General features: G+C 48.3%; 27 protein-coding genes. 5 read left to right on the forward strand and 22 right to left on the reverse strand.

Going from position 1 to position 22,610, the window contains the following annotated elements; all coding sequences use genetic code 11:
* Window positions 1-12 precede the first annotated feature (12 nt).
* The 17 genes from lysA to ADU24_RS12910 all read right to left on the reverse strand — a co-directional run bounded on the left by lysA (window position 13) and on the right by ADU24_RS12910 (window position 15,229).
* Window positions 13-1,347, reverse strand: a complete 1,335-nt coding sequence (gene lysA, locus ADU24_RS12830; protein ID WP_053367010.1) for a diaminopimelate decarboxylase — start codon at window positions 1,345-1,347, stop codon at window positions 13-15.
* Window positions 1,348-1,511: 164 nt separating this feature from the next.
* Window positions 1,512-2,990 (reverse strand): spore germination protein, encoded by a 1,479-nt coding sequence (locus ADU24_RS12835; RefSeq protein ID WP_053367011.1) that lies wholly within the window; start codon window positions 2,988-2,990, stop codon window positions 1,512-1,514.
* Window positions 2,974-3,546: a stage V sporulation protein AE gene (locus tag ADU24_RS12840; protein WP_053367012.1), complete on the reverse strand. Its 573-nt coding sequence runs from the start codon at window positions 3,544-3,546 to the stop codon at window positions 2,974-2,976. Before ADU24_RS12840 ends, ADU24_RS12835 begins: the two co-directional genes overlap by 17 nt.
* 27 nt (window positions 3,547-3,573) lie before the next feature.
* On the reverse strand, window positions 3,574-3,999 hold the full coding sequence (locus ADU24_RS12845) for a stage V sporulation protein AB (RefSeq protein WP_269432233.1): 426 nt from the start codon (window positions 3,997-3,999) through the stop codon (window positions 3,574-3,576).
* A complete protein-coding gene (locus ADU24_RS12850) occupies window positions 3,986-4,573 on the reverse strand; it encodes a stage V sporulation protein AA (RefSeq protein WP_331457044.1) in 588 nt (195 codons plus the stop codon). Before ADU24_RS12850 ends, ADU24_RS12845 begins: the two co-directional genes overlap by 14 nt.
* Before the next feature lie 344 nt (window positions 4,574-4,917).
* On the reverse strand, window positions 4,918-5,676 hold the full coding sequence (sigF, locus tag ADU24_RS12855) for an RNA polymerase sporulation sigma factor SigF (RefSeq protein ID WP_053367014.1): 759 nt from the start codon (window positions 5,674-5,676) through the stop codon (window positions 4,918-4,920).
* Between the two features lie 11 nt (window positions 5,677-5,687).
* Window positions 5,688-6,128 carry an anti-sigma F factor gene (gene spoIIAB, locus ADU24_RS12860; RefSeq protein ID WP_053367015.1) on the reverse strand — a complete coding sequence of 147 codons (441 nt, stop codon included), beginning with the start codon at window positions 6,126-6,128 and terminating at the stop codon, window positions 5,688-5,690.
* Window positions 6,128-6,478: an anti-sigma F factor antagonist gene (spoIIAA, locus tag ADU24_RS12865; protein ID WP_053367016.1), complete on the reverse strand. Its 351-nt coding sequence runs from the start codon at window positions 6,476-6,478 to the stop codon at window positions 6,128-6,130. The genes spoIIAB and spoIIAA overlap by 1 nt, the downstream gene beginning before the upstream one ends.
* 190 nt (window positions 6,479-6,668) lie before the next feature.
* Window positions 6,669-7,838, reverse strand: coding sequence for a D-alanyl-D-alanine carboxypeptidase family protein (locus ADU24_RS12870; RefSeq protein ID WP_053368919.1), 1,170 nt, complete (start codon window positions 7,836-7,838; stop codon window positions 6,669-6,671).
* Window positions 7,839-7,954: 116 nt separating this feature from the next.
* A complete protein-coding gene (locus tag ADU24_RS12875) occupies window positions 7,955-9,259 on the reverse strand; it encodes a pyrimidine-nucleoside phosphorylase (RefSeq protein ID WP_053367017.1) in 1,305 nt (434 codons plus the stop codon).
* A 95-nt stretch (window positions 9,260-9,354) separates the two neighbouring features.
* Window positions 9,355-10,542 (reverse strand): phosphopentomutase, encoded by a 1,188-nt coding sequence (deoB, locus tag ADU24_RS12880; RefSeq protein WP_053367018.1) that lies wholly within the window; start codon window positions 10,540-10,542, stop codon window positions 9,355-9,357.
* 203 nt (window positions 10,543-10,745) lie between these two features.
* Complete coding sequence (xerD, locus tag ADU24_RS12885) at window positions 10,746-11,639, reverse strand: site-specific tyrosine recombinase XerD (RefSeq protein ID WP_053368920.1); 894 nt, start codon at window positions 11,637-11,639, stop codon at window positions 10,746-10,748.
* A gap of 9 nt (window positions 11,640-11,648) precedes the next feature.
* A complete protein-coding gene (locus tag ADU24_RS12890; protein WP_053367019.1) occupies window positions 11,649-11,876 on the reverse strand; it encodes a YqzK family protein in 228 nt (75 codons plus the stop codon).
* 342 nt (window positions 11,877-12,218) lie between these two features.
* Window positions 12,219-12,677, reverse strand: coding sequence for a ferric iron uptake transcriptional regulator (gene fur, locus ADU24_RS12895; RefSeq protein WP_053367020.1), 459 nt, complete (start codon window positions 12,675-12,677; stop codon window positions 12,219-12,221).
* Window positions 12,678-12,795: 118 nt separating this feature from the next.
* Window positions 12,796-13,431, reverse strand: a complete 636-nt coding sequence (gene spoIIM / locus ADU24_RS12900) for a stage II sporulation protein M (protein WP_053367021.1) — start codon at window positions 13,429-13,431, stop codon at window positions 12,796-12,798.
* An 84-nt stretch (window positions 13,432-13,515) separates the two neighbouring features.
* Complete coding sequence (locus ADU24_RS12905) at window positions 13,516-14,679, reverse strand: endonuclease Q family protein (RefSeq protein ID WP_053367022.1); 1,164 nt, start codon at window positions 14,677-14,679, stop codon at window positions 13,516-13,518.
* A gap of 7 nt (window positions 14,680-14,686) precedes the next feature.
* Window positions 14,687-15,229: an NUDIX hydrolase gene (locus ADU24_RS12910; RefSeq protein WP_053367023.1), complete on the reverse strand. Its 543-nt coding sequence runs from the start codon at window positions 15,227-15,229 to the stop codon at window positions 14,687-14,689.
* Window positions 15,230-15,302: 73 nt separating this feature from the next.
* Between ADU24_RS12910 and mciZ the strand changes: the two genes are divergently transcribed.
* Window positions 15,303-15,452 carry a Z-ring formation inhibitor MciZ gene (gene mciZ, locus ADU24_RS22610; RefSeq protein ID WP_082306904.1) on the forward strand — a complete coding sequence of 50 codons (150 nt, stop codon included), beginning with the start codon at window positions 15,303-15,305 and terminating at the stop codon, window positions 15,450-15,452.
* Between the two features lie 182 nt (window positions 15,453-15,634).
* Window positions 15,635-16,543: an aldo/keto reductase gene (locus ADU24_RS12915; protein ID WP_053367024.1), complete on the forward strand. Its 909-nt coding sequence runs from the start codon at window positions 15,635-15,637 to the stop codon at window positions 16,541-16,543.
* Window positions 16,544-16,655: 112 nt separating this feature from the next.
* Here ADU24_RS12915 and ADU24_RS12920 read toward each other — a convergent pair whose 3' ends face one another.
* From ADU24_RS12920 to ADU24_RS12940, 5 genes are all read right to left on the reverse strand, one after another.
* Complete coding sequence (locus tag ADU24_RS12920) at window positions 16,656-17,189, reverse strand: GrpB family protein (RefSeq protein ID WP_053367025.1); 534 nt, start codon at window positions 17,187-17,189, stop codon at window positions 16,656-16,658.
* The gene (locus ADU24_RS12925) at window positions 17,189-17,443 is read right to left on the reverse strand and encodes a YqkE family protein (protein ID WP_053367026.1); all 255 of its coding nucleotides are present in this window, start codon (window positions 17,441-17,443) and stop codon (window positions 17,189-17,191) included. The genes ADU24_RS12920 and ADU24_RS12925 overlap by 1 nt, the downstream gene beginning before the upstream one ends.
* Window positions 17,444-17,710: 267 nt before the next feature.
* A complete protein-coding gene (locus tag ADU24_RS12930) occupies window positions 17,711-18,379 on the reverse strand; it encodes a CoA transferase subunit B (protein WP_053367027.1) in 669 nt (222 codons plus the stop codon).
* 18 nt (window positions 18,380-18,397) lie between these two features.
* Window positions 18,398-19,087: a CoA transferase subunit A gene (locus ADU24_RS12935; protein WP_053367028.1), complete on the reverse strand. Its 690-nt coding sequence runs from the start codon at window positions 19,085-19,087 to the stop codon at window positions 18,398-18,400.
* Between the two features lie 27 nt (window positions 19,088-19,114).
* Window positions 19,115-20,302 carry an acetyl-CoA C-acetyltransferase gene (locus ADU24_RS12940; RefSeq protein ID WP_053367029.1) on the reverse strand — a complete coding sequence of 396 codons (1,188 nt, stop codon included), beginning with the start codon at window positions 20,300-20,302 and terminating at the stop codon, window positions 19,115-19,117.
* 141 nt (window positions 20,303-20,443) lie between these two features.
* Here ADU24_RS12940 and ADU24_RS12945 point away from each other — a divergent pair, with 141 nt between their 5' ends.
* The 3 genes from ADU24_RS12945 (at window position 20,444) to ADU24_RS12950 (ending at window position 22,581) form a co-directional block, all read left to right on the forward strand.
* Window positions 20,444-21,352, forward strand: a complete 909-nt coding sequence (locus ADU24_RS12945; protein ID WP_053367030.1) for a hydroxymethylglutaryl-CoA lyase — start codon at window positions 20,444-20,446, stop codon at window positions 21,350-21,352.
* Window positions 21,353-21,406: 54 nt separating this feature from the next.
* The gene (locus ADU24_RS23675; RefSeq protein ID WP_269432234.1) at window positions 21,407-21,538 is read left to right on the forward strand and encodes a hypothetical protein; all 132 of its coding nucleotides are present in this window, start codon (window positions 21,407-21,409) and stop codon (window positions 21,536-21,538) included.
* 104 nt (window positions 21,539-21,642) lie between these two features.
* A complete protein-coding gene (locus tag ADU24_RS12950; protein WP_053367031.1) occupies window positions 21,643-22,581 on the forward strand; it encodes an alpha/beta hydrolase in 939 nt (312 codons plus the stop codon).
* The last annotated feature ends 29 nt before the right edge of the window (window positions 22,582-22,610 follow it).

Raw genomic sequence — 22,610 nt, forward strand, 5'->3', positions numbered from 1 at the left:
AAAGCAACTGCCCTATTTACGGGCAGTTGCTTTTTTTTCTGAAGATACATACGGAAGGTCATATTGAAGGAGGTCGTCGTAGGTCTCCCTTTTGACTACAAGTGAGGCTTGTCCATTTTCGACAAACACAACCGCGGGGCGCGGTATTCTGTTGTAATTATTGGCCATTGAGTAACCGTAAGCGCCTGTGCAGAATACAGCGAGAATTTCCTCCTGCCCGGACTCAGGCAGCGGCAAATCCCAAATGAGCATATCGCCCGATTCGCAGCATTTACCCGCGATCGATACGGTTTCTTTCGGCTCAGCCAGTGGCCTTGAAGCCAGGACAGCCTCGTACTTTGCCTGGTAGAGGGCCGGCCTGATGTTATCGGTCATTCCCCCGTCGACAGCAAGATATTTCCTGACCCCGGGGACTTCCTTGCTCGAGCCCGTTTTATATAGGGTTATCCCTGCATCACCTACAAGCGAGCGGCCCGGTTCAATCCAAATTTCCGGCATTTCCATTGAATGGGCTGTTGCCAGTTGTTTTACCTCAGCAATAATTTCGCTCACGTAAGCCGATGGCGGAAGCGGGTTGTCCTCGTCCGTATACCTGATTCCGAAGCCGCCTCCAAGATTAAGGACCTTTGTTTTAAAAGAATAGGCATCTTTCCAGGCGGCCAGTTTTTCAACTATTTTCCTCGCAGCCAGGATAAAGCCGGTTGTTTCGAAAATTTGTGAACCAATATGGCAGTGTACGCCAAGCAATTCAAAACAGGAATCTTCCAAGGCGAATTTCAAAGCACGTTCAGCCTGGCCGTTGACCAAGTCAAAACCAAACTTTGAATCTTCCTGCCCCGTAAGGATGTAGTCATGTGTGTGTGCTTCAATTCCCGGGGTTACTCGCAGCAGGATTTTAGCCTTTGCATTCCTTTCTGCGCATATGTCCTGCAGCATGGAAAGTTCATGGAAATTGTCGACTACAATACAGCCTATCCCAAGTCCGATTGCCATCTCCAATTCTTCCCTGCTTTTGTTATTGCCATGAAAATGAATTTTTTCAACCGGAAAACCCGCTGCCTGGGCTGTATACAGCTCTCCACCCGAAACCACATCAAGTGACAGGCCTTCTTCGGCGGCAAGCTGGACCATTGCAATCGTCGAGAATGCCTTGCTTGCATAGGCGACCTGGGCCTTTACGCCCTGTTTTTCAAATTCGCGTTTAAATCCTCTGGCCCGTTCCCGGATCAAAGCGACATCATATACATAAAGCGGGGTTCCATACCGGTTTGCCAATTCAATGGCGTCGACTCCACCGATTTCCAGATTCCCCGCCTGATTTACTCCAACCGTCCCATGAAAATGCATGAATTTCCCTCTCCCTGCTAAAATGGCGTCAAATCATGTACCGGGCATTCAGGTAAAGAAAAGGACAGGCCCTTGGCTGGTGCTGTCCAGAAACGAATATGCCCGTCCTTTTTTAATTAAAAATTACTTTAGCATATCCTACCCCAAACCGCAATGCATTTCCGTCACCTGGAGGATTGGCGGGAACGATTGCTTGCGTTCATGATTTTCGGGCGAAGGATGGCACCGGGAACCGCCCTGCGAATCAATATTTGGATAGACGCTTTCGGATCGAACGGTATAAATGGCCATAAATAAGGAATCCCAAATGATTTTATACGGATTAAAAATAGCAGGTAGGCCGTAGTCGCGATAATAAAACCGGGGGTGTGGAAGAATGCTACGATGATTAGCAGCATGAACCTGAAAATTTTATTCGCCACACTCAATTCATAACTTGGTGTTGTAAACGTTCCAATCCCCGATACAGCCACATAAAGAATGACCTCCGGCACAAAGAGGCCTACATCCACCGCAATCTGGCCGATTAAGACAGCCGCTATCAACCCCATCGCCGTGGATAACGGCGTAGGGGTATGGATGGCTGCTATCCGAAGGAATTCAATCCCCAAATCCGCAAGAATCAGCTGAATGATCATAGGGATGCTGCTTTTGTCGTTCGGTCCGATATACGATAATTTTTCTGGAAGCAGACTTGGTTCGACGATAAATAAATACCAAAGCGGGAGGAGCATGATGGAAGATAGGATTCCCAAAAACCTAGTCCAACGCACGAACGTTCCCACCGCGGGAGATTGCCTGTATTCCTCGGCATGCTGGACATGGTGAAAATACGTTGCTGGTGCAATGATGACGCTTGGTGAAGTGTCGACATAAATCAGCACATGCCCTTCAAGCAAATGGACGGAAGCGACATCCGCCCTTTCCGTGTACCTCACCAAAGGATACGGGTTAAAACCTTGTTTTACAATAAACTCCTCAATCGTCTTATCCGCCATTGGAAGGCCATCCACTTCAATGGCCTTTAGCTCTTTCCTAACTTTATCAACAAGGCCAGGATTGGCGACATCTTCTATATAACCAATCGCAATATCCGTTTTTGATCTTAATCCGACGTGAATCATCTCAAACCGGAGCCTCTCATCACGGATCCTTCTCCTCGTCAGGGCAGTGTTCAGAATGATATTTTCCACAAAGCCGTCCCTTGATCCCCGGACTACTTTTTCAGTGTCAGGCTCCTGGGGCTGCCTTCCCGGGTATCCTCTAGTATCAACCGACAGGCCAATTCCTTCCCCATCCATTACGAACACAACGAGGCCCGAGAGGACAGCGGTAACAAAATCCTCAATTGAATAAACCCTCGTAACGGATTGATGGACGAGGTTTTGTTCGAGATACTGGAGAATTCCCGAAACCATTTTTTTACTTTCATTTTGTTCGGTCAGTGTTTCAATGATTTCAATAATAAATGAAGTATCACAAAGGCCGTTTACGTAGTAGAAATGGACATCCTTCCTAAGGATCTTTAGTTTTCTGACCCCAAGGTCGAAGCTTTTGCCGAGGCCGGCATGTTCCTTCATATACGTTTCAATTTCTGCAAGGGATTTAGGAAGCAGCGTCTTCTCCTCATTCTTGCTGATCATAGTACCCGCTCCTTTCGAGAATAATCTCAACGGCTTTTTTCGTTATCGGGGCACCCAAAGCGTAGTGGTCCCTGCGCGCCATTTTTCCGATATCGCCTATCCCGACTATAACGGGCACATCCAGGCTATCGAGGCAATAGACAGTGTCCCCATAGATTCTTCCGGTTTCCATTTCCTGTACACCAAACTTATCCACGCCATTTGGGGTTAATTCCCCAAACCGGTCTATACAGACGTTGACCCTTGTCCATTCCGCCTGGTGTGTGTTTGAAGCAACTGCCACAATGCCCAGCACTTCGATATCAGGATGGGAAGCAACATATTTCAAAGCTGCTTCGCCGGGTCCTTCCCCAATCAGCCCGCTATCGTCAAACATGACTAGTACCGGGTCTTTTTCGGCCTTTTGGATGAGCCGGACAAGGTCAGGCCCGCCAAGCAAAGATGGATTCCCTGAAGACAGGGATATGCATCGGCCGCCAATTTCCGCCGCTACATGTTCGACAGCCTTCCTCGCATACTCATCGCCATCGGTAATCAAAATTACCTTCCTGGGCATTCGGCAACGCCCCTCCTTTCCTGTCGGTTAGCGTTTTATAAAATAAAGCCACTGAAAGAGCGAACCAAAAATTTTTCCAAAAACAACAGCCATGAGCAGTGTGATGATTTTTCCGTCAATGTTCAGCCTTTTTGCAAGGATGGGAATGACATTGAGAACCTCCGCAAGCGCGCCGGCAATCATGCCAACAAAAAGTCCCCCCGCAAGGCCCATTGGGATTAGGAAGTAAGGGGAAAGCCCCAGCACTGGGTCCCTGAGGCCCCCATAAATTCCAGCCATTGTACCGATAATAACAGCTGCCTCATACCAGACAGCTTTATTTGCGGTTTTCGATATTTGAGCCAGGCGCGGGATAATCCCAAGTACAGTCAGAAAAGCCACAAATCCGGAACCCACTGCAAGCCCGCCGCTTACGGCAATAAATACCGTCATTATGACTTCAATTGTCGTCAAGGCGCTTCATACTCTCCCGATTTTCATGGATTATTACGTAATTATCCATGGCCTGCTGGTAATTGAACATTTCAACTTCCAATGGACTGGGTTCCTCATTAATCCGTTTTTTGAAAATATGGTTAAAAAACAGGACCATCCCTATCCCAAGCCCAAAGGAATAAGGGATTTGGAACAACAGTGGCGTGTCTGACACTTCCCCGGTAATAATGGKGTATAATTTGGCCTGGACGCTTTTCATACTGACATCATCATGGAAGTTCATTATCGCCATCGCTGATCCGAAAAAGAGCAAGAGCCATATTAAGATAAAAAAAGGCAATGAGAGCAAGCGCCTTTTTTCGATTTTCACTTCAATTAAAGTCTGGGCGGGCCCGATTGCCTGAATGTCGGATCCGGGAAACACCCCTGTTATTTTTCTTATAACTTTCATGGCATCAATGACGACAAAATTGCTGTCTTTCTTCGTGATTTGGTGGATGGACAATTCCTTAATCGCCCGCTCCATGCCTTCGGGTGCGAGAATCTGGGCGATATCGCCAATCATGATTTCCTGGTCCTGACTGGCAAACATTCTGTTCCTCATGCGGATATAGATTGTTTTTTCCAAAACACTCACTTCCAGACATAGTTTTCCTTGTATTGCTAGTATGGTTGAAACAGGCCGCCTTAATGAAAGGCAATAATTGCCTCATAAATTGAGGGTAAAGCCCTCTAGGGGGAACAAAATGCGCAAGCGCCTTGGTCAGCCCCGACCAGCATAAGACGGGGCCCGCAGGATGGGCCTGCCCTCCGGAGGGAACTGGCTTATGACCTCGAGGGGCTAGGCGCTGGAGCTGGATTACAATAACTTAATTCGAGTTATCCACAAATGTTCAATAGTATAATTACCTGGACAACAAAAAAAGCCATATGGATTTAATAATCCATATGGCTCTTCATTTGCTGTAATATTTTCTTTTCTAAACGGGATACCTGTACTTGGGAAATCCCAAGCCGCTGGGCTACCTCTGATTGTGTCTGGTCCTTATAATACCTCAAATATACAATCAGCTTTTCCCTTTCATCCAATTCTTGAATCGCCTCTTTCAAGGCTATTTTATCAAACCATTTCCCATCATTGCCATCGTCGATTTGATCGAGGAGCGTGATGGGATCGCCATCGTTTTCATAAACCGTCTCATGAATTGAAGCCGGGGCACGGGAAGCTTCCTGGGCGAGGATGATTTCCTCGGGCGAGATCCCAAGATGGGCGGATAATTCATTGACAGTTGGAACACGGCCGAGCGACTTCGATAATTCATCCTTTGCCCGGCGAATTTTATTTCCGGTCTCTTTCAGCGAACGGCTTACTTTTACCGTTCCATCATCCCGGATGAATCTTTGGATTTCCCCGATAATCATCGGCACCGCATAAGTCGAAAATTTAACGTCATACGATAAATCAAATTTATCCACCGACTTTAACAGGCCGATGCAGCCGATTTGGAAAAGGTCGTCCGGGTCATATCCGCGATTCAAAAACCGCTGGACTACGGACCAGACAAGCCTCATATTTTTTTCGACGATTATATCGCGGGCTTGTTCATCACCCTCGTGGCTTCTTTTAATTAACTCCTTTACCTCATGGTCCTTTAGAAACGGCTGGTTGCTTTCTTTTTTGACCTCTACGTCCATAGGCGGTCTCCTTAATTGCAAAGCATCTTGCTTCGGGATAAATTCTTCCGTAACCTGATTTCCGTGCCTTTTCCACGCTCGGATTGGATGTCAACTTCATCCATGAAGTTTTCCATTATCGTGAACCCCATGCCTGAGCGCTCCAATTCCGGCTTTGTTGTGAATAGCGGCTGGCGTGCCTCTTCAATATCCGCTATCCCGTTTCCTTTGTCTTTAATGGTGATTTCAACCGTTTCAGCTTCAATCGCCACGTCGATATAGACGATCCCATTCGGATCATTGTCATAACCGTGGATGATAGCATTCGTGACTGCTTCTGAAACGACAGTTTTGATTTCGGTCAATTGATCCATTGTCGGGTCGAGCTGGGCGATAAACGCGGCTACCGTCACCCTGGCAAAAGATTCATTTTGGCTAAGAGCGCTAAATTGCAGGCTCATTTCGTTTCGCATCAGGCAACCCCCAATCGTTGGAGCGCATAGGCTTCGGTTGGTTCCATCCTGATAATTTTAAACAGGCCTGACATGTCCAGCAATCTTTCTACCGCTGGGGAGACGGAGCATACGACCAGTTCCCCATGAAGCTGCTTCAACTGTTTATATCGCCCAAGAATGACGCCCAGGCCGGAACTATCCATGAATGTCAGCCCCTCCAGGTTCATGACAATATGGCGGATCCCTTGCGACTCAATGGCGTCCGTTGCCTGGGATCGCAGCCCGTCAGCGGTATGGTGGTCAAGTTCGCCGCTTAACCGGATGCATAACACTTCGCTCATTACTTCCATTTCGATGTTCAGACTCACTGTATTTGGCCTCCTAAATTGTTTCTCCGGCAATTGTCCGAAATCCGGCCCAATTAAGCCCGCCCATGTATTGGCGGGGCGCCTTACAGTGAGTTCAATTCGATATCCGTGATGCCAAATCCTTCTCCAAAGACAAAACTAGTGGCAATTCGCTAAAGGTAGTTGAAAAGTTTCCGAATTCGACATCAATTCATTTTCCGGCTTTCGTAAATAGCCCCATTGACCTTTTGTACAGCGTCCACCAGCCAGCCTCGCCGACATTCCTGCTTGCAACCAGGTCCCTTTCCTGCAGTAGCCGGCCATCTTTCATCAGCCGGATCGTCCCCACTTTATCGCCTTTTTGGATAGGGGCCTTCAGGGTTTTGTTAATGTTGATAACCCTTTTGATATCATCGATTTTTTCTCCCTTTTTTGTGAGGATGGAAATCGGTTCGCTTGTGACAGCTTCAATCCTTTTAAGGCTGCCCTTGCTCACTGCCGCTTCCCCAACTGCAACATTCCTTTGGTAGAGCGGATGGGTTTCATAATGGCCGAAAGCATAATCAAGCATTTTCGACACCTGGGCATTCCTCGCTTTTGAAGTCGGTGCTCCAAAGACAACGGCGATGACCCTCATGCCATTTTTTTGGGCGGTGGCTGTGAGGCAGTATTTTGCTTCTGCCGTAAAACCGGTTTTCAGCCCATCGACACCTGGGTAAAAACGCACAAGCTTATTTGTGTTGACAAGCCAGAATTTTTTGTCGGTATTTTCCCGGAGATACGCTTCATACATGCCTGTATACTTTGTAATATCCTCGTATTTTAATAGTTCCTTGGCCATGATTGCCATATCCGCGGCTGTACTTAAATGCCCTTGTTCAGGCAGTCCTGTCGTATTTTTAAAAACGGTATGCTTCAGGCCAAGCTCTTTGCCCTTTTTGTTCATCCTGTCGACAAAGGCCTCCTCAGATCCCGCAATCCTCTCAGCCATAGCGACCGAGGCATCATTGCCCGACCCGATTGCAATTCCTTTCAGCAATTCCCTGGTCGTCATTTCTTCCCCCGCTTCGAGGAAAATTTGGGATCCGCCCATTGATGCTGCATATTCGCTTGCCCGGATTTTTTCGTTGATTCCAAGTTTCCCCTCATCCAGGGCTTCCATTATCAGAAGCATGGTCATAACTTTTGTCATACTTGCAGGGGGAAGGGCTTCTTGGCTGTTTTTTTCATAGAGGACAGTTCCTGTGTCCCTTTCAATCAGAATGGCCGATTTTACCTCCTGGGCTAGGTCGGCGGCAGTTGCTTCCTTTGCGGATGCTTCCGGTGAAACTAGTGTTATGGCTAACAGTCCAGCAAGAATCAGTGAACCTAATCGTTTCATTTGCATAACCCTCCATTCTTTATAGACTCCATCCTTTCCAAAAATGGTTGTTTTATACAAAATGAACAAAAAAAGAGGCGCCTTCGGTTTCTCCGAATCGCCTCTTTAACGGTTTTTTATTCTGTTATTTCCTCATAGATCAAGGTTGGCTTCTCTACGGCCGCGCCCGAAAGCCTAATGCTTCTGTAAAGCTTATTCTTCACTTCTTCAATATTCTCGAAGTTGCTGTGGATGGCAGCCAGTGATTCGCCTTTTTTGACCTGGTCGCCAATCTTTTTCTTCAACACGATTCCAACCGCCAAATCAATTTCGGATTCCTTTGTCGCGCGTCCCGCCCCAAGCAGCATTGCAGCAGTCCCCACTTCATCGGCAACAATTTCCGAAACGAAGCCATCTTCCTTCGCCTCTAGTTCAAAAATAAAGCTTGCTTGAGGAAGGCGGGCTGGCTCGTCGACAACAGAAGCATCTCCTCCCTGCGCGCTTAGGAACACTTTCATTTTTTCGAGCGCGCTTCCGTCCTGAATCGCTTTTTCAAGCATTCCACGTGCTTCGGAGAGGGAGCTGGCTTTCCCTGCAACGTAAACCATATGGCTTCCGAGCGTCAGGCTCAACTCCGTCAAATCCGCCGGGCCTTCGCCTTTTAATGTATCGATTGCTTCCTGGACCTCAAGGGCATTTCCGATTGCATAGCCAAGCGGCTGGCTCATATCGGAAATGACTGCCATTGTTTTCCGTCCGACATTGTTTCCGATGCGGACCATGGCCTTAGCAAGCTCCCTTGAATCATCAAGCGTTTTCATAAAAGCTCCCGCGCCCGTTTTCACATCCAGGACAATGGCATCCGCGCCTGCCGCAATTTTTTTGCTCATGATCGAGCTTGCGATGAGAGGGATGCTGTTGACCGTAGCAGTTACATCCCGGAGCGCATACAACTTTTTGTCTGCCGGAGTTAAATTCCCGCTTTGCCCGATGACAGCTAATTTATTTTTGTTTACAAGGTTGATAAACTCGGAATTCTCAATTTCCACATGGAAACCGGCTACCGATTCAAGCTTATCGACTGTTCCGCCTGTGTGGCCGAGGCCGCGCCCGGACATTTTCGCGACAGGGACGCCAACCGAAGCGACAAGCGGGCCGAGTACGAGCGTCGTTGTATCGCCGACCCCTCCGGTTGAATGTTTATCAACCTTGGTTCCCTCGATGCCCGACAAGTCGATTTGATCTCCGGATTCAGCCATTGCAATCGTCAAATCGGCACGTTCTTTTTCTGTCATTCCTTTGAAAAAGATTGCCATTGTAAGCGCGCTCATTTGATAATCAGGTATAGAGCCATTTGTATAGCCTTCAATAATATACTTGATTTCCTCCGTCGACAATTCCAGTCCGTCGCGTTTCTTCTCGATTAAATCTACCATCCTCATTACTATCACCCACTGATAAGTTTTTTCCGTACACTTAATACTAAAAGGGGAAGCTTTCGAAATCCGAAAGCTTTCCCTAAATTTCACTGCGGAGGTTACTTCAACTCGCGAAGGAAGCTTTCCCCATGTTCTGGCATTGCCACGCCAAAGTTTTCCGCAACCGTGGCGCCGATATCGGCAAATGTCTTCCTGACCGGCAGTTCCTTTCCTCCGTCGAGTTTTTTGGAATAAACGAGGAGCGGTACATATTCCCGTGTATGGTCGGTTCCCGGATGGACCGGATCATTTCCGTGGTCCGCCGTGATGATCAGCAAATCATCTTCATTCATTTTTTCAAAAACTTCAGGCAGCCGTGCATCGTATTCCTCCAGCGCTTTCCCGTAGCCTTCCGGGTCTCGGCGGTGCCCGTAGAGCGCGTCAAAATCGACGAGGTTCAAAAAGCTGAGCCCTGTAAAGTCCATTTCCAGCGTATCGACAAGCTTATCCATTCCGTCCATATTCGAAACGGTCCTAAGGGATTTGGTAACGCCTTCCCCATCGTAAATATCGGAAATTTTCCCGATGGCAAGAACGTCCAAACCTGAATCCTTCAGCTCGTTCATGACTGTCCGGCCAAATGGTTTCAATGCATAGTCATGCCTGTTCGCTGTTCTTTTGAAGTTCCCCGGCTCCCCTATGAATGGGCGTGCAATGATGCGTCCAAGCATGTACGGATCATCAAGAGTGAGTTCCCTGGCGATTTCGCAAATTTTGTACAATTCATCCAAAGGGACAATCTCTTCGTGTGCGGCAATTTGCAAAACCGAATCGGCGGAAGTGTATACGATTAGCGCGCCGGTTTCCATATGTTCCTGGCCGAGTTCATCAAGGATGGCCGTCCCGCTCGCGGGCTTGTTTCCGATGATTTTCCTGCCAGTCCGTGCTTCAAGCTCCGAAAGCAGTTCATCCGGAAATCCTTCAGGGAAGACACGGAACGGAGTCTGAATATTTAGGCCCATGATTTCCCAATGGCCTGTCATCGTGTCCTTTCCATTCGATGCTTCCTGCATTTTTGTAAAATAGGCAAGCGGCTTTTGCTGTTTTTCAATTCCTTTGATTTCACGGATATTGCTGAGGCCAAGCTTTGCCATGTTCGGCATATTGAGGCCATTCATTGCTTCGGCTATATGACCAAAAGTATCCGACCCTTTATCGCCAAACTTTTCTGCATCTGGCGCCTCACCGATTCCAACTGAATCCATTACAATCAGAAAAATCCTTTTAAATTCATGTGTATTGCTCATTACAAATTCCTCCTTCTTCATGGAGACAACGACAGGGCTAGTTTACCCTATCAGTAAATCCTCTAACCATAGGAAAAACGTCAGAAGTCTGACATCTATATTTTACTAAACGGCTATGAAATTACAAGAATAATAATCGGTTTATCCATGACAAAAATAGCAAAAACCGGACAATATTTGCCGGTTCCCGCTCTCGTACTCTATTAAGCTCTTGGATGGAATTTGCTGTATACATCCCTTAGCCTCACTTTGGTTACATGTGTGTAAATTTGCGTAGTCGAGATATCTGAATGGCCGAGCATTTCCTGAACCGCCCTTAAGTCCGCCCCATTTTCAAGAAGATGGGTCGCAAACGAATGGCGGAGTGTGTGCGGGGTAAGATCCTTTTCGATACCCGCATCGAAAGCAAGTTTTTTGAGGATTTTCCAAAATCCCTGCCGGGTAAGCCTCTTCCCCTGGTGGTTCAGAAAAAGGGCATCTTCCCTCGATTTCTGTCGCAAAAATTTTGGGCGTCCGGCATCCAGATAACTTTGCAGCGCTTCTGTTGCTGTACGGCCGACAGGAATAATCCGCTCCTTGTTTCCTTTTCCTATGCAGCGAACGAACCCCATGCTCAAGTGAAGGTCGTCCAAGTCCAGTCCAATCAGCTCGCTCACCCTTATACCTGTCGCGTAAAGGATTTCAAGCATCGCTTTATCCCGGAGCCCAAAATGCCCGGATCCTTTAGGCGCTTCAAGAAGGGTTTCAACTTCCTCCATGCTAAGCACTTTTGGCAGATTCCTTTCAAGCTTCGGTGTTTCAATATGGACGGTTGGGTCGTGGTCCGAAGCCTTGTCCCTCAGCAAAAACTGATGGAAGGAGCGAATGGACGCGACATGCCTGGCGATTGTTTTCGCCGATTTCCCCTCGTTTTTAAGCTCCCCAATAAATTGGAGGATATGGGTCCGCTGGATTTCATCAATCGCCGATATAGTCTGTACCGTTTTCAAATGGCGCAAATATGCTTTAAGATCCCTCTCATACGATATCATCGTGTTTTCCGAGAGCCCTTTTTCCACCAATAAAAAATGCATAAAATCTTTCAAATGATCTTCCAACATACTGCATTACTCCCCGCTCTTATAGAACAACATCAACCGGTCAAGCCATTCGGGGTTACCGGTATCCAATGGTTTGGACACTTTGACAGCGGCCCCTTTCGGTTTGTCGTACCGGTGGTAATTCTGATATTCCTCGTGTACCCACATCATACCATAATAAAAGAGGAACGTGCAGGCTATGAACAGGATCAGGACTTTTAGGGCATTGTACATGGCCCGGCAAAATACAAGCATGGCGGCTCCCCCGAATCTTCAGGTTTTTAGTACAGGGTATGCCCAAAACAGTGAATATTATACCTGAAAAATCCGGCGCGGCAATTCGAAACCTTTTAAGTGTTGGGAAGGCATTGATTTTTGCATGTGTTTTTGGAGCGCAGCCGACACGGTTTTCATTGGCCGAAGCAACTGCTTGGAATATGTCTTAATAAGATTCCTGAATGCATCAAGAAATGGTAATTAACGAGCTGGCCAAAAAATGAACATTGTACTTTAACGTAGCCATACAAAAAGCCCTTCATTGGAGAAGGGCAGGTTTTAAGTATTCTTGATTTTTTAAATGGTTTCCCATGGGGCACGTTACTCTTCAGCCGGCTCTTCCTTGTCCTGGCAGCGGTGGCAAATGCCATGGAACGTAAGCCTATGGTCCTTTATTTTAAAATTCCAGCGTCTTTCAACAATTTCCTCAACATCCTCAAGAAGGTCTTCCTGTATTTCATCAACTGCCCCGCACTCAATGCAGACAAGGTGGTGATGGAAATGGGCCGCCCCTTCCTGGCGAAGATCATATCTGGAGACACCGTCCCCAAAGTTAATTTTATCGACAATTTTCAATTCTGTAAGTAATTCCAAAGTCCGGTAAACAGTTGCCAATCCAATTTCCGGAGATTTTTCCTTTACAAGAAGATAGACATCTTCCGCACTTAAATGGTCTTCCTCATTTTCCAATAAAACCCGAACGGTAGCTTCTCGTTGCGGAGTAAGCTTGTAGCTTGATGAATGCAGCTGTTTTTTTATTCTTTCAATTCTTGTTTCCATCCGTTCGTCCTCCCTCGCAACTGTCCTTTCTCATTATATCAGATAGGTTGCGAGAAAAAAACTAAAATAATTATCAACAACTAATTGTAATCATTATTAGGTGTGATTGATTATCAGTTCATTTACCAGCGACGGCTTTCATTAATCCTGGTGACAAGTAGGCTTCGATGCCTGATGCCAGCGCCAGAAGGACAATCGCGGCCGCCAGAACAAGAACATACCGCCCAAAAAAGGGCAGGATTGGCTGGCTGAACTTTTTTGTAAATTGCCTGCCAACCATCTTGAGTGAAAACACAATCGAGACGGCCGCCATGACAATAAACACCGGAATGATGATCACATTTTGCGGAAGAATGGAAACAAATGCGAAAACGAATCCTTTCCAGCCCATTTGGCTGACGAGGAAGCCTACTGTGAATCCGACAACCATTCCTTTTATGAATAGAAGGATGAGGATGACAGGCAACCCGATGATCGAGATGCCGAGCACCCACATCAGTGCGATAAATTTGCTGTTATGAAGGAGGCTCTGTAGGAATAGCTCTCCGGATGCATATGTTTTTCCATTGGCAATCTGGCTGAAAAACTGTGATAAATAATAAAACAAATCCTCTTTTTGATCGAAGCTCATGCTATTGACGATTACAGCTCCGAAAATAACCCCCATCATAAAAAGAATGGATACAAACAGGAAAACTGAGGAGTTCTCGCCCAAATATGCTGCTTCGACGGACTGGTTCATACGTTTTTTCATGGCATTTCCCCCTGTAGGACGGTTTATACCATTGTATGCCTGTCCATTAGCGATATGCCTTTAATAAAGGCGGGCTAACTGTCTTCAAGACTCGACTTTTCCGTATTTTCCTCCACCGCCCGCTTTCAGTAAAAGCTTCCCTTCCCGGGCAAGGATGATTAGCTTCAAAAGTTTTTCGGGAATGACTTTTTCCATCGCCTCCCGGGGAACTTCGTGCAGGATTGCCATTTCTGTTCCGAAATGCCATAACAGTTTTTGGAGCAGCTTTGGGCCAAGGCCGGGAATGAACTCAAGGGGGACTTGATGGACATAAGGCGGCCTGCCACCTGGTCCATTTTTGGCAGTCGAGAGCTCCGAAATCCGGTCGGCCACCCCCTTGACTGTTTTCCGCGAACCGCATTCCCCGCACGGCTCCCCTTCCACAGCCAATGGTGCCAGGCACTCGGCGCATACGGTTCCATGGTACTTTCCAAGGAGCGGATCAAGCCCGTAATTGGCAAGAATCCTTCTTCCGCCTTCTCCTTTCAACGCCAGTGAAAACTCCATAAATGACGGTTCGTTCATTTCAATCGCCTGGTATTCCCGTGCGATTTTTGCGAGGGAATGGGCGTCCGAATTTGTTAGAAAAGGGTAACGGTGCAGTTCAGTGAGCCCGTCCGCCATGTTGGTGTCCGAGCTAAGCCCCAACTCAATGCCATCAATCAGATCCGGGTCGAATACTTCCTTCAGCGATTGGCTAACCCCTCTTCCGTAAAGGCTTTTGAAGGGAGTGAAAACATGGGCGGGAATGAACAGGCCGCCAAGCTGTTTCACCTTTTCCTGGAGACTGCGCCCCGATGTATAAATCCGCTGAGAGCTTAAGTTAATGTTTTTCATCCGTTCCGACAGCCAGACGGAAAACTCCTTCATTTCTTCAATACCCGGCATAAAGCAAAGTACATGAATCGGTCCTTTGCACTGTTCATCGTAAATTTCCAGTTCGGAACCGGGAATGACCGCCATTCCCCCGTACAGAAGCCCCCCGCCGGCCTGCACGGCCATTTCCCCGGATGCTATCAGACTTTCCATTTCGACAATAACCTCCGGCGAGTGGCAGTCGATAATGCCAATCATATCCAGCCCTTTTTCATTCCGTGCATGGCTGATGATATTTGAAAAAGTCAGCGATTTTGCCCCCGTTATCTTTACAGGCCTGCCGCTCCTGGTCCGGCCGATATGGATATGGAGATCCGCGAAGTATCGGGCCATTAGTTTTTCAAAGCCTCCGCAGCTGAAGGTATTGGATGGCATAGGCTGTCTTAGCGTCATAAATTTTCTTCTCTTTAACATAAGCGAGCGCTTCGTCGAGGGTGAGCTCTTCGACATTCACGAATTCGTCTTCATCAAGTCCCGCTGCCCCCTCCTTTTTCGAAAGGCCCTTCGCAATATAAAGATGGACGAGTTCATCCGCGAAGCCCGGTGAAGTATAAAAGGAAACAAGCCATTCCATTTCCTTGCATTCATAACCTGTTTCCTCTTCCAGCTCCCGGCTCGCGCATTCGGCTGGGTCTTCGCCTTTCTCCAGTTTCCCGGCAGGTATTTCAACCATCGCCCTTTCCATCGCTTTACGGTACTGTTCAACAAGGACAATCTTTTTTTCATCCGTCACGGCAATGACCGCAACCGCGCCCGGGTGCTTGACGATTTCCCGCTTGGACGTTTTTCCGTTCGGAAGTTCAACTTCCTCGACTCTTAAAGAAATGATCTTCCCGCTGAATATTTCTTCTGTGCTGATCGTTTTTTCTTCAAGCTTTCCCATCTAAGCCACTCCTGTTCTATTCCAATTTTGGTGTTCATACATTTTATCATACTTTAATTGGGGGAGTTCACTCATGAAGGCTTATATACATGATAAAGGGTTTGTCCTATCCGGGAAGGCGGCGGAAATCCGCTATATATTGAGAGAGTGCAGCACATTGTACATGACTGTCGCTGAACTGGTTAAATCGGAGGCAGAAAAACGTAAGGGGCCACGCCGCTGATTGCGCTACATCAGGGGTTTATCTTTTATTTATACAAAACCCTCCTCAGACTGCTTTGGAAAGCCTTTTAAGCGGAAACTGTCCTTGGCCTCACTCCCGAAACCTTTGTGGATCAGTTAAAACAAACAGTTTGCCGCCTGTCCCGCGCTTTGGGTAGAATAGGAGCCAAGGAGTTGATAGCAGTGAGGAAAAATAAGCTTGGCAATTCGGATTTGAATGTAAGTGTGCTCGGGCTTGGCTGCATGTCGCTTGGCACCGATTTGGACAAGGCACGTTCCATTATCGATGCCGCCCTCGATGAAGGCATTAATTACTTTGACACAGCGGACCTGTATGACTTTGGCGAAAATGAAAAAATCGTCGGTGAATGCCTGAAAGGGTGCCGTGATAAAGTCATACTTGCCACGAAAGCGGGCAATCGTTGGAACGAAGCCAAAACTGGATGGAGCTGGGACCCGTCCAAAAAACATATTAAAGAAGCTGTCAAAGGAAGCCTGAAGCGACTCGGAACCGATTATATTGATTTGTACCAGCTTCACGGGGGGACGATTGAAGATCCAATAGATGAAACCATTGAAGCATTTGAGGATTTGAAAACGGAAGGCCTGATCCGTTACTACGGTATCTCTTCCATCCGGCCCAACGTCGTCCGGGAGTATGCCGAAAAGTCGGGAATTGTGTCCGTCATGGTCCAATACAGCATGCTGGACAGACGCCCGGAAGAGGAAATCCTTCCCCTCCTGGAAAGGGAAGGAATCAGCGTTGTCACAAGGGGCCCGGTCGCCAAAGGTCTTTTATCCGAAAAAATGCTCGATAAGGCATCCGGGAAAGGCTATCTTGATTACAGCCTCGACGAGCTTGAGAGCCTCATGCCTTTGTTAAAAGAAAAACTTGCTTCCCGCCCGCTTGAAGAGGCTGCCCTGCACTATAATCTGGTGCACCCGGCCGTGGCGGCAGTCGTCGCCGGTGCAAGCAGTGTGGAACAGGTCAGGAAAAACGCCAGCGCCGTCCGCGGGGAACCGCTCTCGGATGCGGAAATCAGCCTGATTAGGGAACTGACAAGAGCAAATGTGTATGCGGAGCATCGATAATATGGGGGGCTTTCCTTAGAGGGAGGCCTCCTTCTAACTGTACAGGGTTCTTGTCAGGGCAGGCTCGGGGCGTTTTCATACGGAATCAGCAATACGATTAAAAAGCCGGCACCTATTCCCGGATGCCGGCCCAAACGAATGCTTCCTTTTCAATTTCAAGTACTGTCTTTTCTTTATAGGCTATGTATGAACTGATGTCACTGGGGAACAGCCCGGCCCCGGTTTCCTTCACGTTTCCATAAATTGCCGCCCGCTCTGGATGCACCCGTAAATAATCACGGAACACGAGGTGCCTCCTAATCTGCAGGCTGCCTTTTTCAAAGGCGTGGAGGTGAACAAGCCTTTCCCCATCCTCATCATATTTAATGAAATAACGGCGGCCGGGGATGCCGTTTTCCCCACGAGGTTCATAGCCTGCCAGACGCAGCTTATCCACGGCCTTATCAAAATGATCAAATGAACCCGCCTCAGCCAATATATCTATAATTGGCTTCGCACTCAAGCCAGGTACCGAGGTGCTTCCTATATGATGGAAAACAGTATCGTCCGTCGCTAAAGCTTCTATTAAAATAGCAGCTTCCTTCGCGAATCTTTCCGGCCAATCTTCCAGGTAAGGTACAACTTCGACTTTACGCGGCGGCTTCACTATTTGAATTCCTTCCAGTTCATTCCGCTCTCGTTTAAAAGCTCCTCGAAGCTTTTATTTTTCTCTTTGAGCCTGCGCTCCTCACGCTTGCGTTTTTCTTCCTCTTCCGCCTTGCGCGCCTCCTCGGCCTTCAGCTCCTGTTGGCGGTTTTTCAGCTGGTTGACCAAATCCTTGTTGAGCATATCCCCAAGGGTAAGCGGTTTATCTTCTTTTTGCACCCGCGCTGTCTGCGGCTGTCTTTTTTTCTTTGCCATAAATCCATCTCCCTCTAAGCAGATACTCCCATTATACAATATTTTTTAAATGCAAAAAGGCGGAAGCACCATGGCCCCCGCCTGTTATGGTTTTATAACAAACTTTAAAATTGAACATTTTTGATAACTCGAAATTAGTTATCGTAATCCAGCTCCAGCGCCTAGCCCCTCGAGGTCATAAGCCGGTTCCCTCCGGAGAGCTGGCTCGTCCTGCGTGCTCCGTCTTATGCTTGTCGGGGCTAACCAAGGCGCTTGCGCATTTTGTTCTTAAAATGCGTTAAGTGCGACATCCCCGCTTGTATCAAGGCTTGCTTCCGTGGAATTGACGATATCGTCAATGCTGTAGCCCTCGGCGACTTCCACTAGCTTCAATCCTGATTCAGTTACATCCATTACCGCCCGTTCCGTAATGATCCGGGTAACGACTCCTTTGCCGGTCAGCGGCAGGGTGCATTCCTTCAGGACTTTGGACTCGCCCTTTTTATTCGTATGCTCCATGATGACGATGATTTTCCTTGCGCCGTGGACAAGATCCATCGCCCCGCCCATTCCCTTGATCATTTTACCCGGAATCATCCAGTTGGCGAGGTCGCCTTTTTCGGAAACCTCCATTCCGCCAAGGATCGCAATATCGACATGGCCGCCGCGGATCATCGCGAATGACTCGGCGCTGTCAAAATAAGCCGCGCCCGGAATCGCGGTTACCGTTTCCTTCCCCGCGTTGATCAGGTCGGCATCCTCTTCCCCTTCAACCGGGAACGGACCAATTCCCAACAGCCCGTTCTCCGATTGCAGGACAACCTGCTTATTATCGGAAATATAATTTGCTACAAGCGTCGGCATTCCGATTCCAAGATTCACATAGTAGCCATCCTGAATCTCGCGCTCTGCCCTTCTCGCAATCTTTTCACGCACGTTTGCTTTATCGTTGGACATTCCTGTCTCTCCTTTCCCCTATTTCCTGACTGTCAGTCGCTCGATCCGCTTTTCCTGGTCACCCTGGATGATCGCCTGCACATAAATGCTTGGCGTGTGGATGTTATTCGGATCGAGTTCCCCGATTTCAACGAGGTTTTCCACTTCCGCGATTGTCACCTTTCCAGCCGCGGCAATCATCGGGTTGAAATTCCTCGCTGTTTTCCGGTACACCAGATTCCCCATTTTATCGCCCTTCCACGCGCGAACCAGGCTGAAATCGGCAACGAGTGCTTCTTCGAGCAAATATTCCTTGCCGTTGAATACCCGAATTTCCTTTCCATCCGCAATCGGGGTCCCCACTCCCGCAGGCGTGTAGAACGCCGGGATCCCCGCCCCGCCCGCTCTGATTTTCTCAGCAAGCGTTCCCTGCGGCAGCAAATCGACCTCGAGCTCGCCGGCCAGAACCTGTCGTTCAAATTCCTTGTTCTCGCCAACGTACGAACCGACCATCTTTTTGATTTGCCTGTTGTGCAAAAGAAGGCCGAGCCCCCAATCATCGATTCCGCAATTGTTGGAGATGACCGTCAAATCCCTCACACCTTTATCAACTAGGGCAAGAATCAGATTCTCCGGGATCCCGCACAGGCCGAAGCCCCCAACCATCAGGGTCGAGCCGTCCTGGATATCCGCCACTGCTTCCTGGAACGAAGTACATATCCTTTTCATAAAAATTCTCCTTTCATCCGGCAAAAATTAAACAAGTTCTACTATGGTCGCAACGCCCTGGCCCCCGCCAATGCAAAGCGTCGCCAGGCCTTTCTTCGCGCCGCGGCGTTTCATTTCGTGGATAAGCGTAACAAGTATACGGGCTCCGCTAGCGCCAATCGGATGCCCGAGCGCAATCGCGCCGCCATTCACATTCAGCTTTTCGGGATTGAATTCAAGATCCCTGCCGACAGCGAGCGACTGGGCGGCAAACGCTTCATTCGCCTCAATTAGATCAATTTCTTCCATGGAAGTATCAGCTTTTCGAAGCGCTTTCCTGACCGCCTCGACCGGACCGATCCCCATTACGCTTGGATCGACGCCTGCACTGCCGTTTCCTTTAATCACAACAAGCGGCTTAATACCGAGTTCCTCTGCCTTCGCCCTGCTCATCACGATTACAGCAGCTGCGCCGTCGTTGATTCCCGATGCATTTCCTGCTGTCACGCTTCCGTCCTTTTTAAAAGCAGCCCGGAGGCCGGCCAATTTCTCGGCAGTTGTCCCTTTTTTCGGATATTCATCCGTATCAAAAACAATCGGCTCCCCCTTCCGCTGCGGTATATGTATCGGAACAATTTCGTCCTTGAACTTTCCTTCTTCAATTGCGCGTGCGGCCTTTTCCTGGCTCGCCGCAGCAAACGCGTCCTGTTCCTCCCTGGTCAATCCGTACCGGTCGCACAGGTTTTCAGCGGTAATCCCCATGTGGTAATCATTGAACGCGCACCAGAGCCCGTCGCTGATCATGCTGTCGACAAGCTTCTGGTCCCCCATCTTGAAGCCATCCCTCGCATTTTTCAAAAGATAGGGCGCCTGGCTCATGTTTTCCATTCCGCCGGCCACGACGATTTCCGCATCGCCAGCAAAGATTGCCTGTGCGGCAAGGTGGACCGCCTTCAAACCGGACCCGCATACCTTGTTAATCGTCATTGAGGAAGCGCTTTCAGGAATGCCCGCCTTAATGGCTGCCTGGCGCGCCGGATTCTGCCCAAGGCCTGCCTGCAAAACGTTGCCGAGGATGACTTCATCTACCTGCTCCGGCTTCAGCCCTGCCTGCAAAAGCGCGCCTTTAATGGCATGCGCCCCAAGTTCGGGAGCCGGAATCCCTTTTAGGGTTCCATTAAAGCTTCCGATCGCAGTCCTCGCTGCTGCAACGATAACTACTTCCGTTCGTTCCATTTCATTACCCCTTCCCTTTTCTTTTCCCTACATAGTTTCTCGTTTGAGGTGCGAAATTCCTTTCAAATTGTCAAAATTAATCCACTACTTGCATTTTTTAAAAAAATCCTCTTAAAATGAGTATGAATGGAGGGGAGTTTTATGGCAATTAAATTGCCTAAAAACGCAACAATTATTGAAGTTGGTCCGAGGGATGGGCTGCAGAATGAAAAAGGCTTTGTACCGACGGAGGCCAAGGTCCAATTCATCCACGCACTACGGGATGCAGGGATCAGGGAAATGGAATTAACGTCGTTTGTTTCACCAAAATGGGTCCCCCAAATGGCGGATGCGGCTGAAGTTGTAAGCGCTTGCGCCAGTCCGATGGGACGTTCCATCGTTCTCGCACCGAACAAAAAAGGAATTGAACGCGTCCAGGAAACAAATTGCAAAGCGGTAGCCGTCTTCGTCGGCGTCAGTGATACATTCAACAAAAAGAATATCAATAAGACAACAGCCGAAAGTATGGAAGAGCTTCGCCCAATTATCGCCGACTTAAAAACAAAGGGTTTTTTTGTAAGGGCGTGCATTTCGACTGCCTGGCATTGTCCCTTTGAAGGAAAAGTTCCCGAAGAGGATACAATCAAGCTTTGCGCCGATTTTGCAAAGGCGGGAGTCGACGAACTGAGTGTTGCGGATACAATTGGCATGGCCGTACCGACGGAGGCCTACTCACTTTTTAAACAGCTGAAAGCGGAACTTCCAGAAATCCTTCTTACCGCCCATTTCCATGATACAAGAAAGCTCGCTCTAGCGAATATCCTCGCTTCAATGCAGGCTGGAATCGACCGTTTTGATACTTCAGCAGGCGGTTTGGGCGGCTGTCCGTTCGCACCCGGCGCAACAGGCAATGTCGCAACTGAGGATGTTGTGTACATGCTTGAACGGATGGGAATAAGGACCGGCATTTCCCTGGACAGTTTGATGGACGCCGTTGAAATCGTCCGGCCCCATGTAAGCAGGCCTATCGAAAGCACCTATTTCAAATTGCACGCCTCGGCCGGTGCATAAGCCATCCTTCCCGGGTTCATCTTAATAGTAGTGAGATGAAGGGAGTTATGCACGATGAGCCAGAAGCGCGACAAAGGATACAGCCAGAAAGGCCAGCCTTCCGCAAAGGATGGACGGCAGATGATTGCCCGTGAGGATTTGGAAAAGGAAATTCATCCAACAAACAGGCAAAATTCGAAACAATAGCTAAAGCCGTTCCCCCGGGCGGCTTTTTTCCTTGCAGCCGTGTTTTAAAATTGCCCGGATGGTAAAATAATGAAAGAAAGCAAATTGTGGCCGGAGGGATTCTTTTGCGCAAAGCACTTCGCTTGTTTGTCTCGCTGCTTACGATTGTTGCCGCAGCCGGGATTTATTTTACAAATCGGCTTATGTACATGAAGAAAAAAGAGGACGAATTTATCCTGAAACGTGAACGCGAGGCTGGCAGGGTTATCGACACGGAGTATGAGTCCTTGAAAAAAAGGGACGTCCGCATCCCCTCCCCTTTTGGCTACGACCTTAAGGGCATCCTTGCCGAGCCGCATGAGACGAACCGTTATGTGATCATTAGCCACGGGGTGACCGAAAACAAATTTAATTCAATTAAATACATGAATTTATTTTTATCCCGCGGTTTCAATGTGCTTATTTTCGACCATCGCCGCCACGGGGAATCCGGTGGCAAGACGACCAGTTACGGCCATTATGAAAAATTCGACCTGAAAGCGGTCGTTGATTGGCTGAAAAGGGAAATCGGGCCCGGGCTGCTGCTTGGGATCCACGGTGAATCGATGGGCGCCGCCACCATGCTCCTTTATGCCGGGATGCTTGAAGATGGCGCTGATTTTTATATTGCCGACTGCCCTTTTTCCGATTTCAAGGAGCAGCTTGCCTACCGGTTGAAAGAGGAGATGAATTTGCCGGGTGGCATGATTTTGCCGCTTGCGGATCTTTTCCTCCGATTTCGGGACAACTATTCAATCCGCGAGGTTTCCCCGATATCTGTAATCGATAATATTAAGCATCCAATTCTGTTCATCCATAGCGCCAAAGACGATTTTATCCTCCCATCGATGACAGAAGCGTTATACAGCAAGAAAAAGGGGCCAAAAATGCTGTTTATGGCTGAAAGCGGTCTTCACGCCCAGTCATTCAATGAAAACCGGGAAGAGTATGAAAAAGCAATCGATGAATTTCTCGAAGCCTTTGTCAGGCTGCCCAAAATGGGATTGCCTGGCTCATCGTTTTAAGAGGGAGTTATTCTAAAAATTTGCGTTTT

The sequence above is a fragment of the Bacillus sp. FJAT-27245 genome (assembly GCF_001273955.1).
Lineage (GTDB): Bacteria > Bacillota > Bacilli > Bacillales > Cytobacillaceae > Bacillus_D.